This is a genomic window from Pseudomonas sp. Os17 (genome assembly GCF_001547895.1).
Classification (GTDB): domain Bacteria; phylum Pseudomonadota; class Gammaproteobacteria; order Pseudomonadales; family Pseudomonadaceae; genus Aquipseudomonas.
Genome location: NZ_AP014627.1, coordinates 1,648,789 through 1,666,335, shown reverse-complemented (window position 1 = coordinate 1,666,335; position 17,547 = coordinate 1,648,789). Strand labels below are relative to the sequence as shown.

The window sequence follows — 17,547 nt, the reverse complement described above, 5'->3', positions numbered from 1 at the left end:
GCCGCACCGCCTAATCAGGCCCTGATTTCTTGAAGGTCTGGTTATGGAAAACGTTCGTGCAACTTCCCGCCCCGCGCTCTGGCTGATGGTCAGCGTGGTCCTGGTGGCGCTCAATCTGCGGCCGTCGATGGCCGCTGTCGGCCCGCTCTTGTCGGGTATTCGCGGTGACATCCCGCTGAGTTTCAGCCTGGCCTCGTTGCTGACCATGCTGCCGGTGATGGCCATGGGCCTGGCGATGTTCTTCGGCATGGCCGTCAGCCAACGCCTGGGCGAACACCGTACCGTGCTCCTGTCACTGCTGATCATCGGCCTGGCGACCGTTTCGCGGTTGTTCATGGATTCGGCCGCCGAGCTGATTCTCAGCGCGGTGCTGGCCGGCATCGGCATCGCCCTGATCCAGGCGCTGATGCCGGCGCTGATCAAGTCGCGTTTTGCCGACAATGTCTCGCTGTTCATGGGCCTGTATGTCACTTCGATCATGGGCGGCGCGGCCATTGCGGCGTCCTTCGCCCCGCTGGTGATGAATCACAGCGGCAGCTGGCGCCTGGCCCTGGCGATCTGGGCCGCCCTGGCCCTGCTCGGGCTGGGGTTCTGGTACGCCCAGCGCCGCTCGCTGCCGAGCCTGCCCGCCTCTCGCGGCGCACGGGAATCCTTTGCCGGCAACCGCCGGGCCTGGCTGCTGGCGGTGTTCTTCGGCCTCGGCACCGCCTCCTACACCTGCGTACTGGCGTGGCTGGCGCCCTACTACGTGGAGAACGGCTGGAGTGAGCAGAACGCCGGCCTGCTGCTGGGCTTTCTCACCGCCATGGAAGTGATTTCCGGGCTGGTCACCCCGGCCATCGCCAACCGCAACCCGGACCGGCGCCGGGTACTGGTGGGCCTGCTGGTGCTGATCATCGCCGGCTTCTGCGGCCTGATCCTCAGCCCGCAGCACCTGAGCCTGCTCTGGCCATGCCTGCTGGGCCTGGGGATTGGCGGGCTGTTTCCCATGAGCCTGATCGTGTCCCTGGACCACCTGCCCGACCCGCGCCGGGCCGGCGGCCTGACCGCCTTCGTGCAGGGCATCGGCTACCTGATCGCCGGCCTCTCGCCGCTGCTGGCGGGCATCATCCGTGACCAGCTGGGCAGCTTCGAATGGGCCTGGTGGTCACTGACCGCGGTGATGCTGCTGATGCTGCTCATGGTGCTGCGTTTCGATCCGCGGCATTACCGCCAGCACATCCGCTGAGCCACCGGAGCCTGCCATGCATCCCGTGAATTTCACCCAGGCGCATCTCGGCATGCTGCTGTGGGCGGCGTTGATCGCCGCATCGTTCTTCGCCGCCGCCCAGGTCAACCAGGCCATCGACCCGGTGCTGCTGACCGCGCTGCGCCTGCTGTTCTCGGCCCTGATGTTCGCCCCCCTGCTGTGGCTCAAGGGCTCCTCGGCGATGACCCTGGCGGGGCTGCGGGCCCATGCCGTGCTGGGGCTGCTGCTGGCGCTGTACTTCGGCTCGCTGTTCGAGGCCTTGCGCTACACCTCGGCGGTCAACACCGGAACCCTGTTCACCCTGGTGCCGCTGCTGACCCTGGTGCTCGAAGGCTGGTTGCTGCCCGGCGATCGCCAGTCCCGGCGCTGGCCGGCGATGCTGGTGGCCGGCGCCGGGGCCCTGCTGCTGATCCTCAAGGGTGACACCCCGGGGCAGTGGCCGTCGTTGTACGCCATGGGCGTCTATGGCCTGGGATGCCTGGCCATGGCCGCCTACTCGCCGCTGAGCCAGCGCCTCAAGGCCAATAGCCTGCAAGGGCGCAGCCCGGCGGCCATGACCTTCTGGAACATGCTGTTCGGCGCCCTGTTTCTGTTTGCCGCCAGCCTGGTCGGCGGCGGCTGGCGCAGTGCAACCCTGCTGGGCAGCCAGGATCTGCTGTGGCTGCTGTACCTGGCACTGTTCGCCACCCTGGCGACCTTCTGGCTGCTGCACCGGGCGATTGGCGTCATCGCCCCGTCCACGGTGATTTCCTACATTTACCTCAGCACCCTGTTGCTGACGCTGTTCCATTGGCTGTGGCTGGGCCAGACGCCGCGAACCGGGGAAGTGCTCGGCGCCGTGCTGGTGGCCCTGGGCATGCTCGGCCTGGTGCGCGGCAGCCGTGCGAAGGCTGCCGCGGCCTGAAATTGCCCCGGGACAGGCAGCCGCCGGCTGAGCGAAAATGCGCAGGTCGTGTTATCGGAATTTAATGTCCCGATGCTGTCCGCGAATCCCCGCTCCGGGCATTTAATTAGGACGATCGTTCCGCTAGCATCGACCCGGTTTGCGCGCCACCGGCGCCAGGTGCCCAGCGGGATGGAACGGATGCTCATCAACAATGTGCTCAGAAAACTCGACATGCAGGACCTGATGGTCTTTGTCGCGGTGTACGAGCAAAGCAGTGTCACCGGGGTGTCGGAAACCCTGTGCGTCAGTCAGTCGACGGTCAGCTACTGCCTGAAGAAACTGCGCAACGGCTTCGAGGACGAGCTGTTCGTCCACACCCGCAACGGCATGCGCCCGACCTACAAGGCCACCAGCATGTACAGCCACGTGCTGAAGATCCTGGAGAGCATCAACCTGTGTCACAGCGGCGTGCCGGCCTTCGATCCGACCCGCCAGGCCGTGACCTTCAACCTGTGCGCTCCGGAGTACTTCGAGCTGTTGATCCTGCCCCGGCTGCTCAAGGGCTTCGACTACGCCGACCTGCCGGTGACGGTCAATGTGCAGAAACTGGAGAGCGATGTTCCCGCCGAGGAACTGCGCGACGGCAGCCTCGACCTGGTGATCTGTTTCGGCCCCCACTTCCATCGCAGCCACGCCGACCTGAAGTCGCAGATGCTGCTGGAGGACGATCTGGTGTGCGTCTTCGACAAGCGCGCGACGCCGCCCAAGGAGCCGCGCTTCAGCCTGCAGTCGTTCATCGAGCGGCGCCACGTGTTTCCCACGCCCTGGACCTCGGACAGCAACATGGTGGATGGCTGGCTGGCCCGCCAGGCCCACAAGCGGCAGATCGTCGCCCGCTCCAACAGCTACAGCGCGGCGTTGAAGATGATCACCGGCACCGACTTCATCCTCACCCTGCCGCGACGCATCCAGGGCCTGCTGGCCAACGAGGCGGTGTTCAGCCACTGCGAGGCCCCCAGCGGGCTGCCGGGGTTCACCCTGGATATGCAATGGAGCGAGCACACCGATCAGGACAGTGCGCAGACCTGGTTCCGTGAACAGGTGGTCAAGGTCTGCGCCGAACCGGGGCTGGTCTAGCCGTCAACGACCGATGGCGGCCTTGCTGTAGGAAGCGCGGTCGATATCGATGATCTCCACGCACAGTTGCACCTGAATGTCCGCCGGCCAGGGCGCCAGGTCCTGCAACACCGCCAGCAGGCTCTCGGACAAGTGCTTCTTGACCTCCGGCGAACGGCCGCTGAGCAAGGCCAGCTTGACGTGGACAAAGGCCCGCTCGCCCAGGCCCGTGCCGACCCGGAACGCCTCGACCTTGACCGCGCGGCTCTTGATATCGAACTCATCGGAGAACTGCCCGGACGCCACCAGCCCGTGGTTGAGTCGCAGCAGCGCCTTGTCGACGTCCAGTTGCGGCAGGTTGGCGGTGTATTCCATATGCAGGTGCGGCATGGCAGGACTCCTGGTCTGTCAGGGAAAAAGGCGCTCCATACTACACAAGCCGCAGCCGCCGACCGAACAGGTTGTTGGCCTCATTGCCCCGCCGTCGACCTCCGCTCACGCAGGGCCAGGGTTTCCCAGGCCGCCACGCCCACCATCACCAGCGTGCTCAGGCTGCCCAGGGCCAGGGCGGACAACAGCTGGCTGCCGGCCGCCGGCAACAACAGCAGGAGCACCAGCAACCCGGCCAGGTGCGACAGCGGCGGCAACGGCCGGTCGTTCATCACCCACTTGAACAGGGCGCAGCCCAGGAGAAACAGCCAGGGGCCGCCAACGATCACCAGCACCCCGGCCGGACTGGCGTGATCGGGGTGCATCAGCACCAGTTCATCGGCCACGGCACTGACGATGATCCCGGCCACGATCAGCAGGTGCAGGTAGGTGTAGGCAATCCGCGCCTGGCGCCCCGGATCGGCGGAATGGGCGATACGGTGATGCGCCCGTTCGGCACCGCTGTCGAAGTACACCCACCACATGGCGATGCTGCCCAGCACCGCCGCCACGAAACCCAGCAGGCCCTGGGCGCTGGTGGTCAGCTCGGCGAAGGTGGCGCCGGTCACCAGCAGCGACTCCCCCAGGGCGATGATCACGAACAGACCGCAGCGCTCGGCCATGTGATTGCCTTCCACGTTCCAGTCGGCCAGGGTCGAGCGGCCCAGCCCCGGCACCCAGAAATACAGCGACGGCGACAGCACCTCAATGGCCAGGGCCAGCCCCCAGCACGCCAGGCGCTGCGGACCTTCGAGCAGGCCGCCGGTGATCCAGAAGACCCCGGAGAACAGCAGCCACAACAGAATCCGCTGAAAATTGCGGGTCATGTTCAACGGCTCGCCGCGCACCGCCCACAGGGAATAGGCGGTGCGCCCCACCTGCATGAACACATAGGCGCCGGCGAACAGCAGGCCGCGCTCACCGAAGGCCTGGGGAATCGAGGATGACAGCAGCAGCCCCGCCACCATCAGCACGAACAGCCCGAGGCGGATCGGCAGGGTTTCCGGATCCAGCCAGTTGGTGATCCATGACGTGAAGATCCACACCCACCACACCGCCACCATCAGCAACGCCACCTGCACGGCACCGCCCAGGGACAGATGGGCCAGCAGGGAATGGGACAGCTGGGTCACGGCGAACACGAACACCAGGTCGAAAAACAGCTCGACCATGCCAACCTTGCCGCTGTCGTGGCGGCCACGCCCACGCAACAGGGAACGGGAACGACTCATGGGCACACTCCACCGATCAATGTTTCACCCGAAGACCTACACAGCAAAGCAGCCGCCAGCGCCAATGCCAAGCGGGCGGCCTCCGTTCACCGCGCCGCTGTAGCCGCTGCCGCAGGCTGCGACCCAGTGCGCAGGACTGGCAAGGCCGCCCACCCGATCCGCCGGGCATGCCGCATGGGGCAGGTTTCGGGCCCGCTGCGCGGTCCATCGCAGCCTACGGCAGCGGCTACAGGGCATGTTGAGGGTCAGCTCGCCAGGGGCGCCCTTTCACTCATGAAGGCTTCCAGGCGCGAGCGCAGCCAGCGTTCCGCGGGATCGCTGTCGACGTGGCTGAGCCAGACCATGGACAAGTCCAGGGTCGGGGTCTTGAACGGATAGGGCTCGACAAACAGCTGGCCCGAGGCGGCCATGGCGGCCGCCGCATAGTCCGGCAGGCTGGCGAGCATGTCGGTGCCTGCCAGCAGCGCCGGCAACGAGCTGTACTGCGGCACCGACAGCACCACCTGGCGGGTGCGGCCGATTTCTGCCAGCCACTCATCGGCGAAACCGGCGACATTGGCGGTGTGGGACACCAGCACATGGGGCCGCGCGCAGTATTCGTCGAGGGTCAGCGGCGTATCGCTGGCATCGGCCCGCAACACGCTGGGCTGGATGTGCCGCAGCAACTTGCGCTTGGCATTGGCCGGCAGGCCGCGGGTCTGGCTGATGCCGACGGTGATATCGCCCGAGGCCAGCAGATCGGGAATCCGCCAGTAGTCCACATGCTGCACCACGACCACCACCTGCGGCGCTTCCTGGCGCAGGGCCCGCAGCAGGGGCGGCAACAGGCCGAACTCGACGTCGTCGGACAGGCCGATGCGAAAGGTCATGCTACTGCTGGCGGGATCGAAATCGTGGGTCAGGCTCAGGGCCGAGGACAGCGCGTCCAGGGCCGGCGACAGGTGCTGGATGATCTGCTCGGCGCGCGCAGTGGGCTCCATGCGATGGCCGACCCGGATGAACAGCGGATCGTTGAACATCGCTCGCAAACGGTTGAGGGCGGAGCTGATGGTGGGCTGGCCGAGAAACAGCTTCTCCGCCACCCGGGTGACGTTGCGTTCAAGCATCAACGCCTCGAACACCACCATCAGGTTGATGTCGGCCTTGCGCAGTTCATTGCGATTCATCGGTGCTCCCCCGGTCCCCAGACGGAGGTCAGTGTAGAAAGGCCTGTGGGCCGGCGTCCAGGTAAACACCCGAGGCCGGCGGCCGGTGCTTCAGTCGAAGGTGAAGTTGAACTGGGCGCTGCTGTTGGCTGCCCCCTCGGTGACGGGACCGGTGCGAATGTACTGGGCGCGAAAGCTGAAGCTGGCGCTGTCGCTGCCCAACAGGCGCTCCATGGCGTATTGAGTGCCATTGCAATGAATCCGCGGGATCTGCTCATTGAACATGACGATGCCAACGCCCTTGGCGACGGACCGCCCCTGATCCTGAGCCGATTGAGTCAGCCCCAGTATCCCTGTCGGGTCGCAGCGCGAGGCCGGTTCGGTGCTGAACGAAACCTTCGGCAGGCTGTTGAACGAGCAGTCGTTGACCTCAAGCCTGGCCATGGCCGAGGGCGGCGAGGTCGCGCCCAGCGTCGGGAAGTCATGGGCCGAGGGACTGCCCAGGCGCAGCGTGACGTTGCGGGTGACCACCTGGCACTGGGCGGTGAACTTGACGCCTTCGGAACCAAGCAGATCGTGCTCGTTGAGCAGCAGTTGTTTCGAACACCGCTCTCTATTGTCGTGTTGCGGCAGCTCCTGCAAATGTTGCCCGACCGTCACCACCCCCTGGTCCAGATCCAGCGCGTATAGCGCCACCTGGGCACCGCTCAAGCTGTTGACCACCAGCGCCCCCTTGGGCAACTCGTCAGCGGGTCGGGTCAGGACCAGCGAATACACGTAGGCCGTGACGACCTTTTTCAACGCGGCGTTTGCGTGCTCCACGCCGTACTTTTCCAGTACCCGGGGATAGAAATTGCCCGTGAGGACATGAGGGCCCGCGCCGGTTGGATAGGCCGTCACCTGGAAGCTGATGCCATCGATATTGGTCGGAATGATACCGTCGGGAAATCTCACCCCGGGCAAATGCGCGGCGGACACCAACTCATGCTGCTCCTGGGTTGCAGATTCCTCGGTGGTGTATTCGATCACCGGGTTCACGTGACGCTGCTGCAATACCGAACCCACCGGCGTGCTCCGGGTCAATGGCGTGATTTCCAACCAGTCCTGGGCAGTGCTGCCATAACTACTAAACACACACCCCCTGGCCTTGCCCTCGATAGCCGCGTACACCGGTGCGCCCCCTTGCACGCACAACAGCATCAAGATGATCGCGCGCATCAACAGACCGGGCCGTCGTCCATCGCTGAGGAGCCTGAACCATGGATCTCTCATCGGTCATTGCCTCCTTTTCCAAGCCGGCCCCGGGTGCACGCTGCGGTGCCCCGGGAGCCGGTCAATCGATAGTGAACAGGTTGCAAGTGCCCGGCGTGCCAGGGACAGTCCCTGGCAGCCGGGCCGAGGTCTTGCCGACGCGCCTTAGTCCATCAGGCCGCTGGACACCCGGGCCGACGAATAGGAGCCGTGGTTGATGCCGATCTGGTCACCATACGTCTGGAAGTAGGCCCAGACGGTATCGACCTTGCCGGTGGAATTCGAGCCTTGGACCTGCCCCTCGTTCACGCCCACCAGCCCACCCAGGGTGGTACGCCAGCCGCCACTGACGCGGCCACGGGACTCGGAGTTGACGATCCGCGACTGGTTATCGCCGACCAGGCCCCCGACCTTGCTGTGCCAGGTTCCATGGACATTGCCAGTCGCCACGGCACGCTCGATGACGTGGTTGGAGTAGTTGGAGTTGAAGCCCACCAGTCCGCCCACCGAGCTGTAGGTATCGCCAAAGACCTTGCCATGGGCCTCGACCGAGACCAGGTCGCCATCGTTGTAGCCCACCAGCCCGCCAATATTACTGCTGGCATAGCCCTCCACCGCGCCCAGCGCCTTGGCATCGTAGATCAGGCCACCGATGTTGCTGCCGACCAGGCCGCCGACGTTGGCCTTCGCTCCTCCCTTGACCTCGCCCTTGGCCTCGATGTAGCCGCTGATGGTGCTGTCGTCACTTTTTCCAACCAGCCCGCCCAGATTCATGCCGGCCAGGTCAATGACATTACCGGTGGCCTGGACGTTGCTGACCACGCTCTGGTTCTGCTGCGAGCCGATCAGCCCCCCGGCGGCCTCGGTGCCCGCCCCGTAGACGTTACCGCTGGCACTGGACCCGCGGATGATGCCTGAGCGGTTGAACCCGACCAGCCCGCCAATATGGCTACCCAGCGAGCCGTACACGGTCATCGAGGAACGGGAGCCGGTAATGGTGCCGTCCTGGTTATTACCCACCAGCCCGCCCAGGTTCAGTCCCTTGTAGAGCGGATTGTAAGTACCGATGGTGCCCTTGCTCGACGAGTCGGCAATCACGGCGCCCTTGTTGACCCCGACCAGTCCTCCGGCGCCGCCCATGGCCTGTTTGAACATCTTGGTGGTGATATCGACATCACTGGAACTGCCACTGATGAGACCGGCCCTGACACTGCCGAAGCGGTTTTCCCCGGCCACGCCGCCGATGGCCGTGGTATGGGCGCCGCCATACAGCGAACCCGCTATCGACGAGTCCTTGATCGACCCACCGTAGTTGACTCCCACCAGGCCGCCGACCTTGTTGCGCTGGTCGCTATTGGCAGAGACCTGCATATCGCGGGCACTGACCCGTTCAATGCTGCCACTGTTGCGCCCCACCAGACCGCCAATTTCACTGAAGCCGTTGCGGCTGTTTTGTCCGTTGACGGTGATCGAGGCCAGCTTCAGATCGCTGATGCTGCCGGAGGACTGGCCGAACAATCCGGCATACAGGCCCGAGCTGTTGATGGTGAAGCCACTGATGGTATTGCCCAGACCGTTCAAGGAACCGGTGAACACCTGGTCGCCGCCAATCGAGTTGATGCTCCCCGAGCCCTTGATCTGATTGCCCAGCACATAGTGGTCATCGAGCTTGTTGCCGATGGCCTGCAACTGCTGGCTGTTCTGGATCACTTTGTGCTGCTTGCCATTGGCGTCAAACCCGGCGTCGCCTCCGGACAAGGTCACCAGTCCCTTGTCGCCCACGATCAGTTGCTCGCCATGATTGACCCCCAGACTGTTGCTGGTGCCGGTGAGGCTCACGTGACTGTCGAGCCGGACCGACTTGGCGGCGTTCAGTTGCAGACGCGAGTTGGCACCCGTGGCGTTGATCCGTTGATTGACCTTGACGTCCTTGGCGGCGCTCAGGGTCAGTTGGTTGCCGCTTTTCCACTCGACCGCAGCGTCCACCGCCACATCGCCATTGCGGCTGCGCAGATGAAGGTTGGTCTTGTCCAGGTTCTGGGAGAGGGTGCTGTCGATCAGGGTCGGGTTGCCGGACACGCCCGTGGAACCCACCTTGACCTCATTGGACTCGATGACCCAGGTGCCGGTGCGACCACTCCTGGAGCGGGTATCGACCTCGGCATTGAGCTCGACCCGAGTGACCGCGCCCGAGGTTTGAACCGTACCGCCGTTGCCGTCGGTGGCTAAGGCGCTGGCCGTCAATTTGCCCCCCACATTGACCACGCCACGCTCGCCGCCATCCAGAACAATGCGTCCATCCTTGTTGGACAGGGTATTGGCCTCGATCACGCCCTGGTTGTTGACCACCGCCTGAGTCAGCGCATTGGAGTTCTTGGCCAGCATCAGCACCTGGCCGCCATCGGCCTTGAGCAACGACGTGTTCTGCGCCAACGCATCCGCGGCGGCACCGTTGATCTGCAAGCTGATCAGATTGTCGTTACCCAGGCTCAGGGTGAAGTCGTTGCCGGCCCCCAGGGCCACAGCGCCCTGATTGGCGACGATTTCGCCGTTGTTGCGCACCCGCGCGCCCAGCAGCGCCACGTAGCCGCCATCGGCAGCAGTGATCTTGCCGTCGTTGATCACTTCGACCGCCGACTTTCCGGTGAATTGGTAGCGACCGTTATTGAAGTCATCGTCACTGATGCCACGGGTCGAGGCCACCAGGCCGCCGACGTTGACCTGGGCGCCCTGGCCGATCAACACCCCGTTGGGGTTGATCAGAAACACCTGGCCGTTGGCGTTCAGCGCGCCCTGAATGTTGCTGGCCTTGAAGCCGGTCACCCGGTTCAGGGCGATGGACTCGCGTCCCGGCTGGTTGAAGGTCACCGATTGATTGGCGGCGATATTGAACTCGTTCCAGTTGGTGATCAGCTTGTCGGTCTTTTGATTGATCACCAGGTTGTTGCCATTGACGTCGTAATTGGCACTGCCGGAAACCAGCGTGCCGCCTTCGGGCAGCGCCATCGCCGGCGTCAGTCCTCCCAGGGCAAGCAACCCCGCCGCCATCACCAGCAACCCCTTGCGCCCGCCACTGCGACGCCGGCGCCGCGCGCCCTCGCAGGTTACGCTCCAGCGACCTTGGGCCTGGTTCCATACCAACGCATAAATCTTGTTCACGATGACTCCTTATTGACGTTTAAACGCCCTGCTGTTTTTCGCAGGGCGGCACCACTTCCAAAGCACACGCAGGCCTTCAGAAAAACTGTGTCGCGTTCACCCAGATCCGTGGGGTGCGCTCGGGACCGTCCCCGGCCTTCCGGTTATCCAGGGGCCAGGCACTGCTCAGGTTGAGTTGCCGCCGCTCGCCGCTCCAGCGCGCCCCCAGGCCCGCCGATTGCAGGCGCTGGGTGTTGATCTCGTTCGTCCAGGGCAGGCGGTTGACCTGCACGTAGCCCTTGTCGGCAAACAGGCTCAGTTGCCAGCTGGGTGCCAGGGCGTAGCCCAGCTCCAGGCCGGCCTGCCAGCCCTGGTCGCCAATGCCGGCGCTCAGGGGATAGGCGCGCACTCCATAGGGGCCGCCCAGTCCCATCTTTTCCGAGCTGTCGAGGTTGGCCGAGGTCCACTGGGCATTGACCTGGGCTTGGAGCTGGAAGCGGTCGCCCAGGCGCTGCAGGCGCGCGAGCTGCAGGTTGGTCTTGGCGAAGCCGCCGCCGGTGGCGGCGGTATAGCGATCCAGGCGCTGCTCAAGAGCGTCATCGAAGGTCAGGCGACCCGAGCCGTAGGACAGGCTGAACTGGTTGTAGCCACCGCCGAAGAAGTGGTCCTGGCGGTTGCCGCCCAGGCTCAGGGTCCACAACTCGATGTGCTTGCGCTTGCTCAGCTCGAACAGGTCGATGTCGTCGCGCAGCTGCTTGTTCTCGTATTGCAGCTGCGCGCTCAGGTCGAAGGTCCGGCCTCGCAGGATCGGCTGGGCGAGGAAGACACTGTGGACACGGGCCTGGCCGTTCATCTGCAGCTTCTTCACGCGTTTTCTGTTGAGCTCGTAGCTCATGTGCGAATAGGCCGCGCCGACACGGGTCGACCAGGGCCCCACCGGCAGTTGATAAGCGCCGCGCCAGTAGCGCTGGTCCCGATCGCTGCCCAGCAGGCGCAGGTTGATCTGGTCCCCCAGGCCCAGGGGATTGTTCAGGTTGAAGCTGCCCCCCAGGCGAAACTCGCCAGTGTGGTAGCCACCGAAGTTGTCGGCCTCCAGGCTGCCGCTGGCCCAGGGACCAGGCTGCGCCTGCACCAGCAGGTCACTGGTACCGGGGACCTGCCCCGCCCGCAAGGTGCCGTTGACCCGGACCCCGGGCAGGTCGTTGAGCAGCAGCAGGCTGCGCTCGAGGTCCGCGCTGTTGACCGCCGCACCAGCGTCCAGTGCGGCCAGCGGCCCACGCAGTACGACGTCCCGGGCACGGGACTGGTTGCTCAGTTCGACACGTCCGTAGCGGCCTTCCATGACCTCGATGCGCACCACTCCGGCATCGACTTCCTGGGCCGGCAAGAAGGCCCGGGCCAGCAGATAGCCCTGTTGCTGGTAATGGGCGGTGATGCGCTGCGCTGCGTCACGCAAACCGCCCAGGTCCAGTTCCTGTCCGCGCAGATCGTCCAGCAGCGGCTGCAGGTCCTGATCGCTGAACACCTGATTGCCCTCGATGACGAAGGCCTTGACCCGCAAGCGCACCCCCGAAGTGTCCGGGGCTGGGGTCGAACGCTCGGCCTGGGGCACCTCCAGCCGCACCTCATCGGTGGGCGGTGGCAGCGCCGGCTGGGTGGCTTCGATGTCTCGTATGGCCTGTCCGGCGCTGGGCACCTGGACCCGCATCTGCGCCTGCGCCAGCGTGGGCAACAGCAGCGCCAGCAACATCCCCGGAAGCAGCGCCGACGGCACTCGCGCCGGCCCCGCACCTCGTCCCTTGCCTCCACCGGCCGGCCGCCCGGCCGCCGTACCACTAGGGGTGTATTTGCACACTTCCACTCAGCGTCTCCCCGCTGTCTAAAACCACTTGGTATCGAACGTCTGTCATGGCGTCGCGCAACGCCGGCGCCACGGGTAAAGGCAGGCGCACCGAGCCGAACGGCTCGACGGTGATGCCCTGCCAGGTGATGGGTGGCTGCAGGTCGCCCACGGCCAGCTGCGCCAGGGACACGTAGTACGGCGTCGGATTGCTCACGTTGAGCGCCGCAGCTCCTGCCGCCTGCGCCGCCGTCTGCAGGTTCCAGCGCAGTTGGCGTACCGCTTGGTCGGCGCGCCCAGACAGGCCCTTGGGGCGATACAGCAGCTTCATGCGCAAGCGATAGCTGACGCGCAGCTGGTTGCCGCTCAGGGGTTGCAGGGACGGCACTTCCAGAAAGTTGAGCCAGAACAGCGACTCGCGATCAGCGGGCAGCGGCTCGCCGCTGTGACGCAGCGACAGGACGACACTCTGCTGCGGATCAAGCCGCGACAACGGGGGCGAAAGCACGAACGGCACTGCCAGCCGGCTCGGATCCACCGAGGGATCCCCCTGGTCCAGCCAGGTCTGCAGCAGCAACGGCGCCGAGCCGAGATTGCCGGCCCGGATGCTCAAGGCCGCCAGCCCCTGGGGGTAGATGAAACGCGTGCCGACAATCGACAGGTCGGCCCGGGCGCCCTGACTGCACAGCAGCAGCGCCGTCCCCAGCAGGCACAGGTCACGCCCCACACGAACAAGCCAGCCCCTCAAGATGCAGGCTCCATGGCGCTGGCGCCCGACTGCGACAGGCCGCGGCACGGCAGGTCGAGCAAAAGCGAATCGTTGCCCGACCGGGTCGCAGGCGCCGGCAATACGTAGTCGATCAGGCACTGCTCGGCGGGGCCTTCGCCCCACTGCACACGGATGCGGCCGCGGTCCTTCTCGCTGCGCAGCACCAGGCGACTGCCCTGCCCCACCGCCCCCAGCTCCTCGCCGCTGTCGGCGTCCAGGGCACTGGCGGCAAAGGGCAGCGGTGCACCATCGGCCTGCCGGCTGTCGACCAGAAACGCCCGGGCCTTGCGGGTCGGGTAGGACAGCCTGACCACCGCCCCCGCCCTGGGCGCGACGTTGCGCGAACTGACCTGCAGCTCGACATCCTCGGCCATGCCGCTGGGGTCCAGGTCCACGGTATTGAGCTGATAGGGCGCAAGACTCGGCAACACCGCATACCCCTGCCCGTCCACCTGCGCACCGGCATAGCCGACACTGGCGCCACTGGCATGGGGGGCATGCACCAGGGCCGCGGTTTCACTCAGGGTCTGGGACAGGGTCAGGCCCCCGGAATGCAGGAGCATGCCGCCGGAGGCGCCCAGCGACTGGGCCCGGTAGTCACGGCCCTGGGACAGGCTCGAACTTAAGGCCACCTGCGGCAGGTAGTAGCTCAGATTGGCGTTGGTCGAGGTTTCCCGCGGCTGGGCATCATGGGACACCGACACGCCATAGGAGGCGGTTTCACGCTCGCCCAGCGAGCCGGAAATGCCGCTGGAATAGTGGGCACCGGAATTCCGGTCGTGACTGATGAAGGCGTTGGCCAGGGTGGAACGCCCGGCGACGCCCCCCAGGGGCAGCGACAGGCTCAGGCTCCACAGGGTGTTCTCGCTGCTGGTGCGCCGCCCCGAAAACTGGCTCGAACCCTGGGTCCGCTGGACGCTGAAGGCATAGCTGAGGCCGCGCCATTGGTGGTTGTAGCCCATGGAGTAGTTGCGCGCCCGACCGCGGCTGTTCCAGTAGTTGAGGGAGGAGCCGTTGAGGTAGAAGTCACCGCCGATGCCGTCCACCCGCTGGTTGATCGTCACATCCAGCCGATCGCGGACCCGGGCGAAGTCGTCGAACCGCGCCCCTCGGTTGACGAAGTCCTCCAGGTCGATGGCGTCCCTCAGGCTCAGATAGCCCCGGGTGGAATAGCGATAAGCCAGCAACGAGAACTGGGTGCCGCTGTCATGCAGGTTCTTGCTGTAGGAAAGACGCAGGCTGGAGCCCTGCAGGCTGCCGTTGCGCGGCACCTGGGTGCGGGACTGGGTCAGGTCGAGGCCGAAACCGCCGAACTCGGTGTTCAGCGCCGCGCCGATCAGGCCGGCCATGTAGCTGCCGGTGAGCGAGGCGCCGGCATAACCGGTGACCTGGTTGTCCAGCCCCCGTTGCAGGGTGCCCTGGGCCACGTACTGATGCTGGCCACGCCCCCCGGCCCTGATCACCTGGCCGCCGCTCAGGCTGTAGCGGGTATTCCCCGGACGCAGGTGGCGGGCCATGGTGGCAAAGGGCACGGTAAAACGCTGGGTGCGACCGTCGGCCTCGGTAAGGGTCACCTCCAGGTCGCCGCCAAAGCTGGCGGCCTGCAGGTCGGCAATCTCGAAGGGGCCCGGGGCGACGGTGGTTTCATACACCAGGTAACCGCGCTGATACACCGTGACCTTGGCGTTGGTATTGGCCGTGCCGCGCACCACCGGGGCGAAATAGCGCTGGGTGGTGGGCAGCATGCGTTCATCGCTGAACAGCTTGATGCCGCGAAACGACACCGAATCGAACAGTTCGGCGTCGGTCACACTCTCCCCCACCAGCAATTGCGAACGCCAGTCGGTCAGGTCGGTCTGGCCGTAGATATAGCCCCGTTGATAATCGCTGCCGCTGTCGGGCGACCAGGACAAGGTGCCGCTGTGACGCAGGCGCAGGTTTCCCAGGTTCAGGCCCATGTTCAATCCAGCATAGCCGTTGGTACTGCGCCGACCACGGCTCTGGGAGCTGAACAGGTTGGTGCTGTAGTTGAGCCGGGCCGCGTTGATGCCCCCGTCCCAACTGGCCGGATCGACGTAGCTGGAAGCGAGTTCAGGCAGCACGAACAGCTGGGGCACCGAGAGCTCCAGCTGCTGCTCGGCCATGTTGACCTTCGTCGTCACGTGGGGGATGTAACTGGCCAGGTCGCCGCAGAACACCCCGTCGCCCTGCAACGGATGACGGGCAGGCGCCAGCGCGGCGTCGACTTTGTTCAGGTCGATGCCCAGTTGCTTGAGCAAAGCGCGGTCGTAGCAGGGCTGGCTGCCCTGGGGATCATCGCTTTCGCGCAGTTCGATCTCGATCAGCCCGCGCCAGGCACCGCTGACCCGCACATCCAGCAGGTACTTGCCCGGCGCCACGTAACCCGGGCGCTCGAAGCGCTGGGTGTCGATGAGGGTTCCCGGCCCCTTGAACAGCATCTGGGTATCGAAGAACACCGGGCTGTTCTGAGACGCGTCGCCGGCCACCTCCGACGGCGTGGCCTGATCAGCGCTCGTCGGCTGGGCCGCCACAGGAGCCGCCAGCCCCAGCAGCCCGGCCAGCACCGACAGTACTCGCAAGAGCAGGGCCGCACCCTCGCCAGGACAGACTCGAGCACGCACAGGAAAACCCAGCCAGCAGGGCTGCACACCGAACATAATCGACACCAATGCACTCAGCGTCCAAAAACAACCTGGGCCAAGAGCGAAATTGAATTAACAGGGCAACTAGAGAAGGTTCTTTTCAAGCGGCACTCGGCCGCCGAAGTCATTGACCACTTCAAAGCGCACCGCCGCATTGCGAGGCGCTCTTTCGGCGTTTGCCGGCCAGGCGAAGGACTCCCGGGCAAAGGGCGCGACCATCCCGGCCCCCAGGTCGACGCTCCGCCCCTGCGCTTGCACCTCGACCTTGCTGAAGGACAGGTAATAAGGCGTCGGATTGGACACCTGGATGACCGGACCTGAGCTCATGTCCCTGGCCACTCCTGCGGGCTCGAACTTCCAACTGAGCTTGTCCACCGCCGAGTTGACATTGACCTGCAAGTCCGTAGGACGAAAGAACAACTTGATCCGGTGGCGGAAGGTAAAGGCCAATCGGTTTTCATCCTGTTTCTGTTGTGGCGGAACTTCCAGGATATTCAGCCAGTACAGCGATTCACGATCAGCAGGCAATGGTTCTTTCGAATAACCAATACGCAGTACCGCCGCGGCATTGGGTTCCAGGCGACTGAGTGCCGGAGTCAGTTGAAAAGGCACTTTCATCTCTTCAGGCGCCTTACTGGCATCGCCATCGTCGATCCAGGCCTGTACCAATATGGGCATGCTGCCCGGATTATTCATTCTCAGTGTTACATCACGGGCATTCGCCGGATAAACCACACGAGTACCCTGAATAACTATTTCCGCATTGACTGCCGAGGAAAACAAAGCCAGAAAGATGGCGCCGATAACGAAAGTTTTAAACACATGCGCTTTCGGCGCCATGAGCAACTCCTTATATAACTGACGGACGTCAGTTGTACGTCACATCGAAGTTGATATTGGAGTCGGCACGACCTTCGACGATCGTGTCGCTGACCGCCACATAGGAGGCCTTGAACTTCAGCACGGCCTTGTTGCCCACCACATCGGCCACCTGCTGATTGTTGTTTTCCGAGAGGTCGATTTTCCCCGGCGTGGCGCCGTTGTTGTGAATCTGGATCTGCACGCCCGACGCCGAACCGGAACCGCTGTCGATCAGACGCAAGTTGCCGGTGGCGTTGTCGATGAAACCGTCCTTGTGGAAGCTGACCGAGGCCTTGGAGCCGTCGGTGCAACCGCCGCCACTGAGGTTGATGTTGAATTCCTTGAATTCGGAGGCGGTGCCGATGCCGCCGGCGAAGACCGACGGCAGGACGTTGCCGAACTTGACCGTGCCAGTGTTCGCTCCGGACTCGTTGGCATCGACCTGAACCTTGCAACTGACGCTGGAGATCAGGCCTTCGAACTTCACATTGCCGGAGTTGATACCGGTCTCTGCGTAACTCAATGCCGGAGTCAATGCCGCAAGCAGCAACCCGGAGGCCGCCTTGGATGCAAAAGATTTAAGTTTCATCTGATTCCCTATTATTAAAAACCGTCTAAGAGCACAGCATTCAAAACAACATCGCCCTCCCGAGACGTACAGCCTTGCTGAACTTCGAGCCAACGAAACATGAGTTGAACACCACAACAACCTCGATCAACTGCAATCACCCACAATGAAATACATCTCGCCAACAGGCATCTGCGTTCCATCCAGAGCGACGATTACGATACCGATCGCACTCTTTTTTTAGAATAACGACCAATCTTCATATACCGAGGAGTTCTCCCTAAATGAACAAGATTTTTCTTGAGAACTTGTACTACTTATAAAAAACACCACTAAGCAGACGAACAACAACTCATAAATAAGACACTTCTTATATATGGTCTCGTACAGTGTAAAGTCG

13 protein-coding genes are annotated in these 17,547 nt (G+C 64.1%); 3 read left to right on the top strand and 10 right to left on the bottom strand.

Annotated elements, in window-relative coordinates; all coding sequences use genetic code 11:
* Positions 1-43 precede the first annotated feature (43 nt).
* The 3 genes from POS17_RS07490 (at position 44) to POS17_RS07480 (ending at position 3,272) form a co-directional block, all read left to right on the top strand.
* Positions 44-1,228, top strand: coding sequence for a cyanate transporter (locus tag POS17_RS07490; RefSeq protein ID WP_060838018.1), 1,185 nt, complete (start codon positions 44-46; stop codon positions 1,226-1,228).
* Positions 1,229-1,244: 16 nt separating this feature from the next.
* Positions 1,245-2,153: a DMT family transporter gene (locus POS17_RS07485; RefSeq protein WP_060838017.1), complete on the top strand. Its 909-nt coding sequence runs from the start codon at positions 1,245-1,247 to the stop codon at positions 2,151-2,153.
* 180 nt (positions 2,154-2,333) lie between these two features.
* A complete protein-coding gene (locus tag POS17_RS07480; protein ID WP_060838016.1) occupies positions 2,334-3,272 on the top strand; it encodes a LysR family transcriptional regulator in 939 nt (312 codons plus the stop codon).
* 3 nt (positions 3,273-3,275) lie between these two features.
* Here the strand turns inward: POS17_RS07480 and POS17_RS07475 are convergent, their stop codons facing one another.
* The 10 genes from POS17_RS07475 to POS17_RS07430 all read right to left on the bottom strand — a co-directional run bounded on the left by POS17_RS07475 (position 3,276) and on the right by POS17_RS07430 (position 17,168).
* Positions 3,276-3,641, bottom strand: coding sequence for a 5-carboxymethyl-2-hydroxymuconate Delta-isomerase (locus POS17_RS07475; protein WP_060838015.1), 366 nt, complete (start codon positions 3,639-3,641; stop codon positions 3,276-3,278).
* Positions 3,642-3,721: 80 nt separating this feature from the next.
* Positions 3,722-4,912: a low temperature requirement protein A gene (locus tag POS17_RS07470; RefSeq protein WP_060838014.1), complete on the bottom strand. Its 1,191-nt coding sequence runs from the start codon at positions 4,910-4,912 to the stop codon at positions 3,722-3,724.
* Positions 4,913-5,157: 245 nt separating this feature from the next.
* Positions 5,158-6,078, bottom strand: coding sequence for a LysR substrate-binding domain-containing protein (locus POS17_RS07465; protein WP_060838013.1), 921 nt, complete (start codon positions 6,076-6,078; stop codon positions 5,158-5,160).
* A 90-nt stretch (positions 6,079-6,168) separates the two neighbouring features.
* Entirely contained in the window at positions 6,169-7,275 is a 1,107-nt protein-coding gene (locus tag POS17_RS07460) for a fimbrial protein (RefSeq protein WP_159426417.1), read from the bottom strand.
* 198 nt (positions 7,276-7,473) lie between these two features.
* Complete coding sequence (locus tag POS17_RS07455; RefSeq protein ID WP_060838011.1) at positions 7,474-10,467, bottom strand: two-partner secretion domain-containing protein; 2,994 nt, start codon at positions 10,465-10,467, stop codon at positions 7,474-7,476.
* A 76-nt stretch (positions 10,468-10,543) separates the two neighbouring features.
* Positions 10,544-12,196, bottom strand: coding sequence for a ShlB/FhaC/HecB family hemolysin secretion/activation protein (locus tag POS17_RS07450; protein WP_060838010.1), 1,653 nt, complete (start codon positions 12,194-12,196; stop codon positions 10,544-10,546).
* A gap of 85 nt (positions 12,197-12,281) precedes the next feature.
* Positions 12,282-13,034: a fimbrial biogenesis chaperone gene (locus POS17_RS07445; RefSeq protein WP_231979014.1), complete on the bottom strand. Its 753-nt coding sequence runs from the start codon at positions 13,032-13,034 to the stop codon at positions 12,282-12,284.
* A complete protein-coding gene (locus POS17_RS07440) occupies positions 13,031-15,697 on the bottom strand; it encodes a fimbria/pilus outer membrane usher protein (RefSeq protein ID WP_331711836.1) in 2,667 nt (888 codons plus the stop codon). The genes POS17_RS07445 and POS17_RS07440 overlap by 4 nt, the downstream gene beginning before the upstream one ends.
* Positions 15,698-15,802: 105 nt before the next feature.
* Positions 15,803-16,558, bottom strand: a complete 756-nt coding sequence (locus tag POS17_RS07435; RefSeq protein ID WP_060838009.1) for a fimbrial biogenesis chaperone — start codon at positions 16,556-16,558, stop codon at positions 15,803-15,805.
* A gap of 28 nt (positions 16,559-16,586) precedes the next feature.
* The gene (locus POS17_RS07430; protein WP_082729189.1) at positions 16,587-17,168 is read right to left on the bottom strand and encodes a fimbrial protein; all 582 of its coding nucleotides are present in this window, start codon (positions 17,166-17,168) and stop codon (positions 16,587-16,589) included.
* Positions 17,169-17,547 lie beyond the last annotated feature (379 nt).

What these genes read in the sequence shown, in the direction of transcription:
- POS17_RS07480 (WP_060838016.1), top strand. Translation starts at nt 2,334, where the DNA reads ATGCTCATCAACAATGTGCTCAGAAAACTCGACATGCAGGACCTGATG.
- POS17_RS07450 (WP_060838010.1), bottom strand. Translation starts at nt 12,196, where the DNA reads ATGTTGCTGGCGCTGCTGTTGCCCACGCTGGCGCAGGCGCAGATGCGG.
- POS17_RS07490 (WP_060838018.1), top strand. Translation starts at nt 44, where the DNA reads ATGGAAAACGTTCGTGCAACTTCCCGCCCCGCGCTCTGGCTGATGGTC.
- POS17_RS07435 (WP_060838009.1), bottom strand. Translation starts at nt 16,558, where the DNA reads ATGGCGCCGAAAGCGCATGTGTTTAAAACTTTCGTTATCGGCGCCATC.
- POS17_RS07485 (WP_060838017.1), top strand. Translation starts at nt 1,245, where the DNA reads ATGCATCCCGTGAATTTCACCCAGGCGCATCTCGGCATGCTGCTGTGG.
- POS17_RS07470 (WP_060838014.1), bottom strand. Translation starts at nt 4,912, where the DNA reads ATGAGTCGTTCCCGTTCCCTGTTGCGTGGGCGTGGCCGCCACGACAGC.
- POS17_RS07475 (WP_060838015.1), bottom strand. Translation starts at nt 3,641, where the DNA reads ATGCCGCACCTGCATATGGAATACACCGCCAACCTGCCGCAACTGGAC.
- POS17_RS07430 (WP_082729189.1), bottom strand. Translation starts at nt 17,168, where the DNA reads ATGAAACTTAAATCTTTTGCATCCAAGGCGGCCTCCGGGTTGCTGCTT.
- POS17_RS07465 (WP_060838013.1), bottom strand. Translation starts at nt 6,078, where the DNA reads ATGAATCGCAATGAACTGCGCAAGGCCGACATCAACCTGATGGTGGTG.
- POS17_RS07460 (WP_159426417.1), bottom strand. Translation starts at nt 7,275, where the DNA reads ATGCGCGCGATCATCTTGATGCTGTTGTGCGTGCAAGGGGGCGCACCG.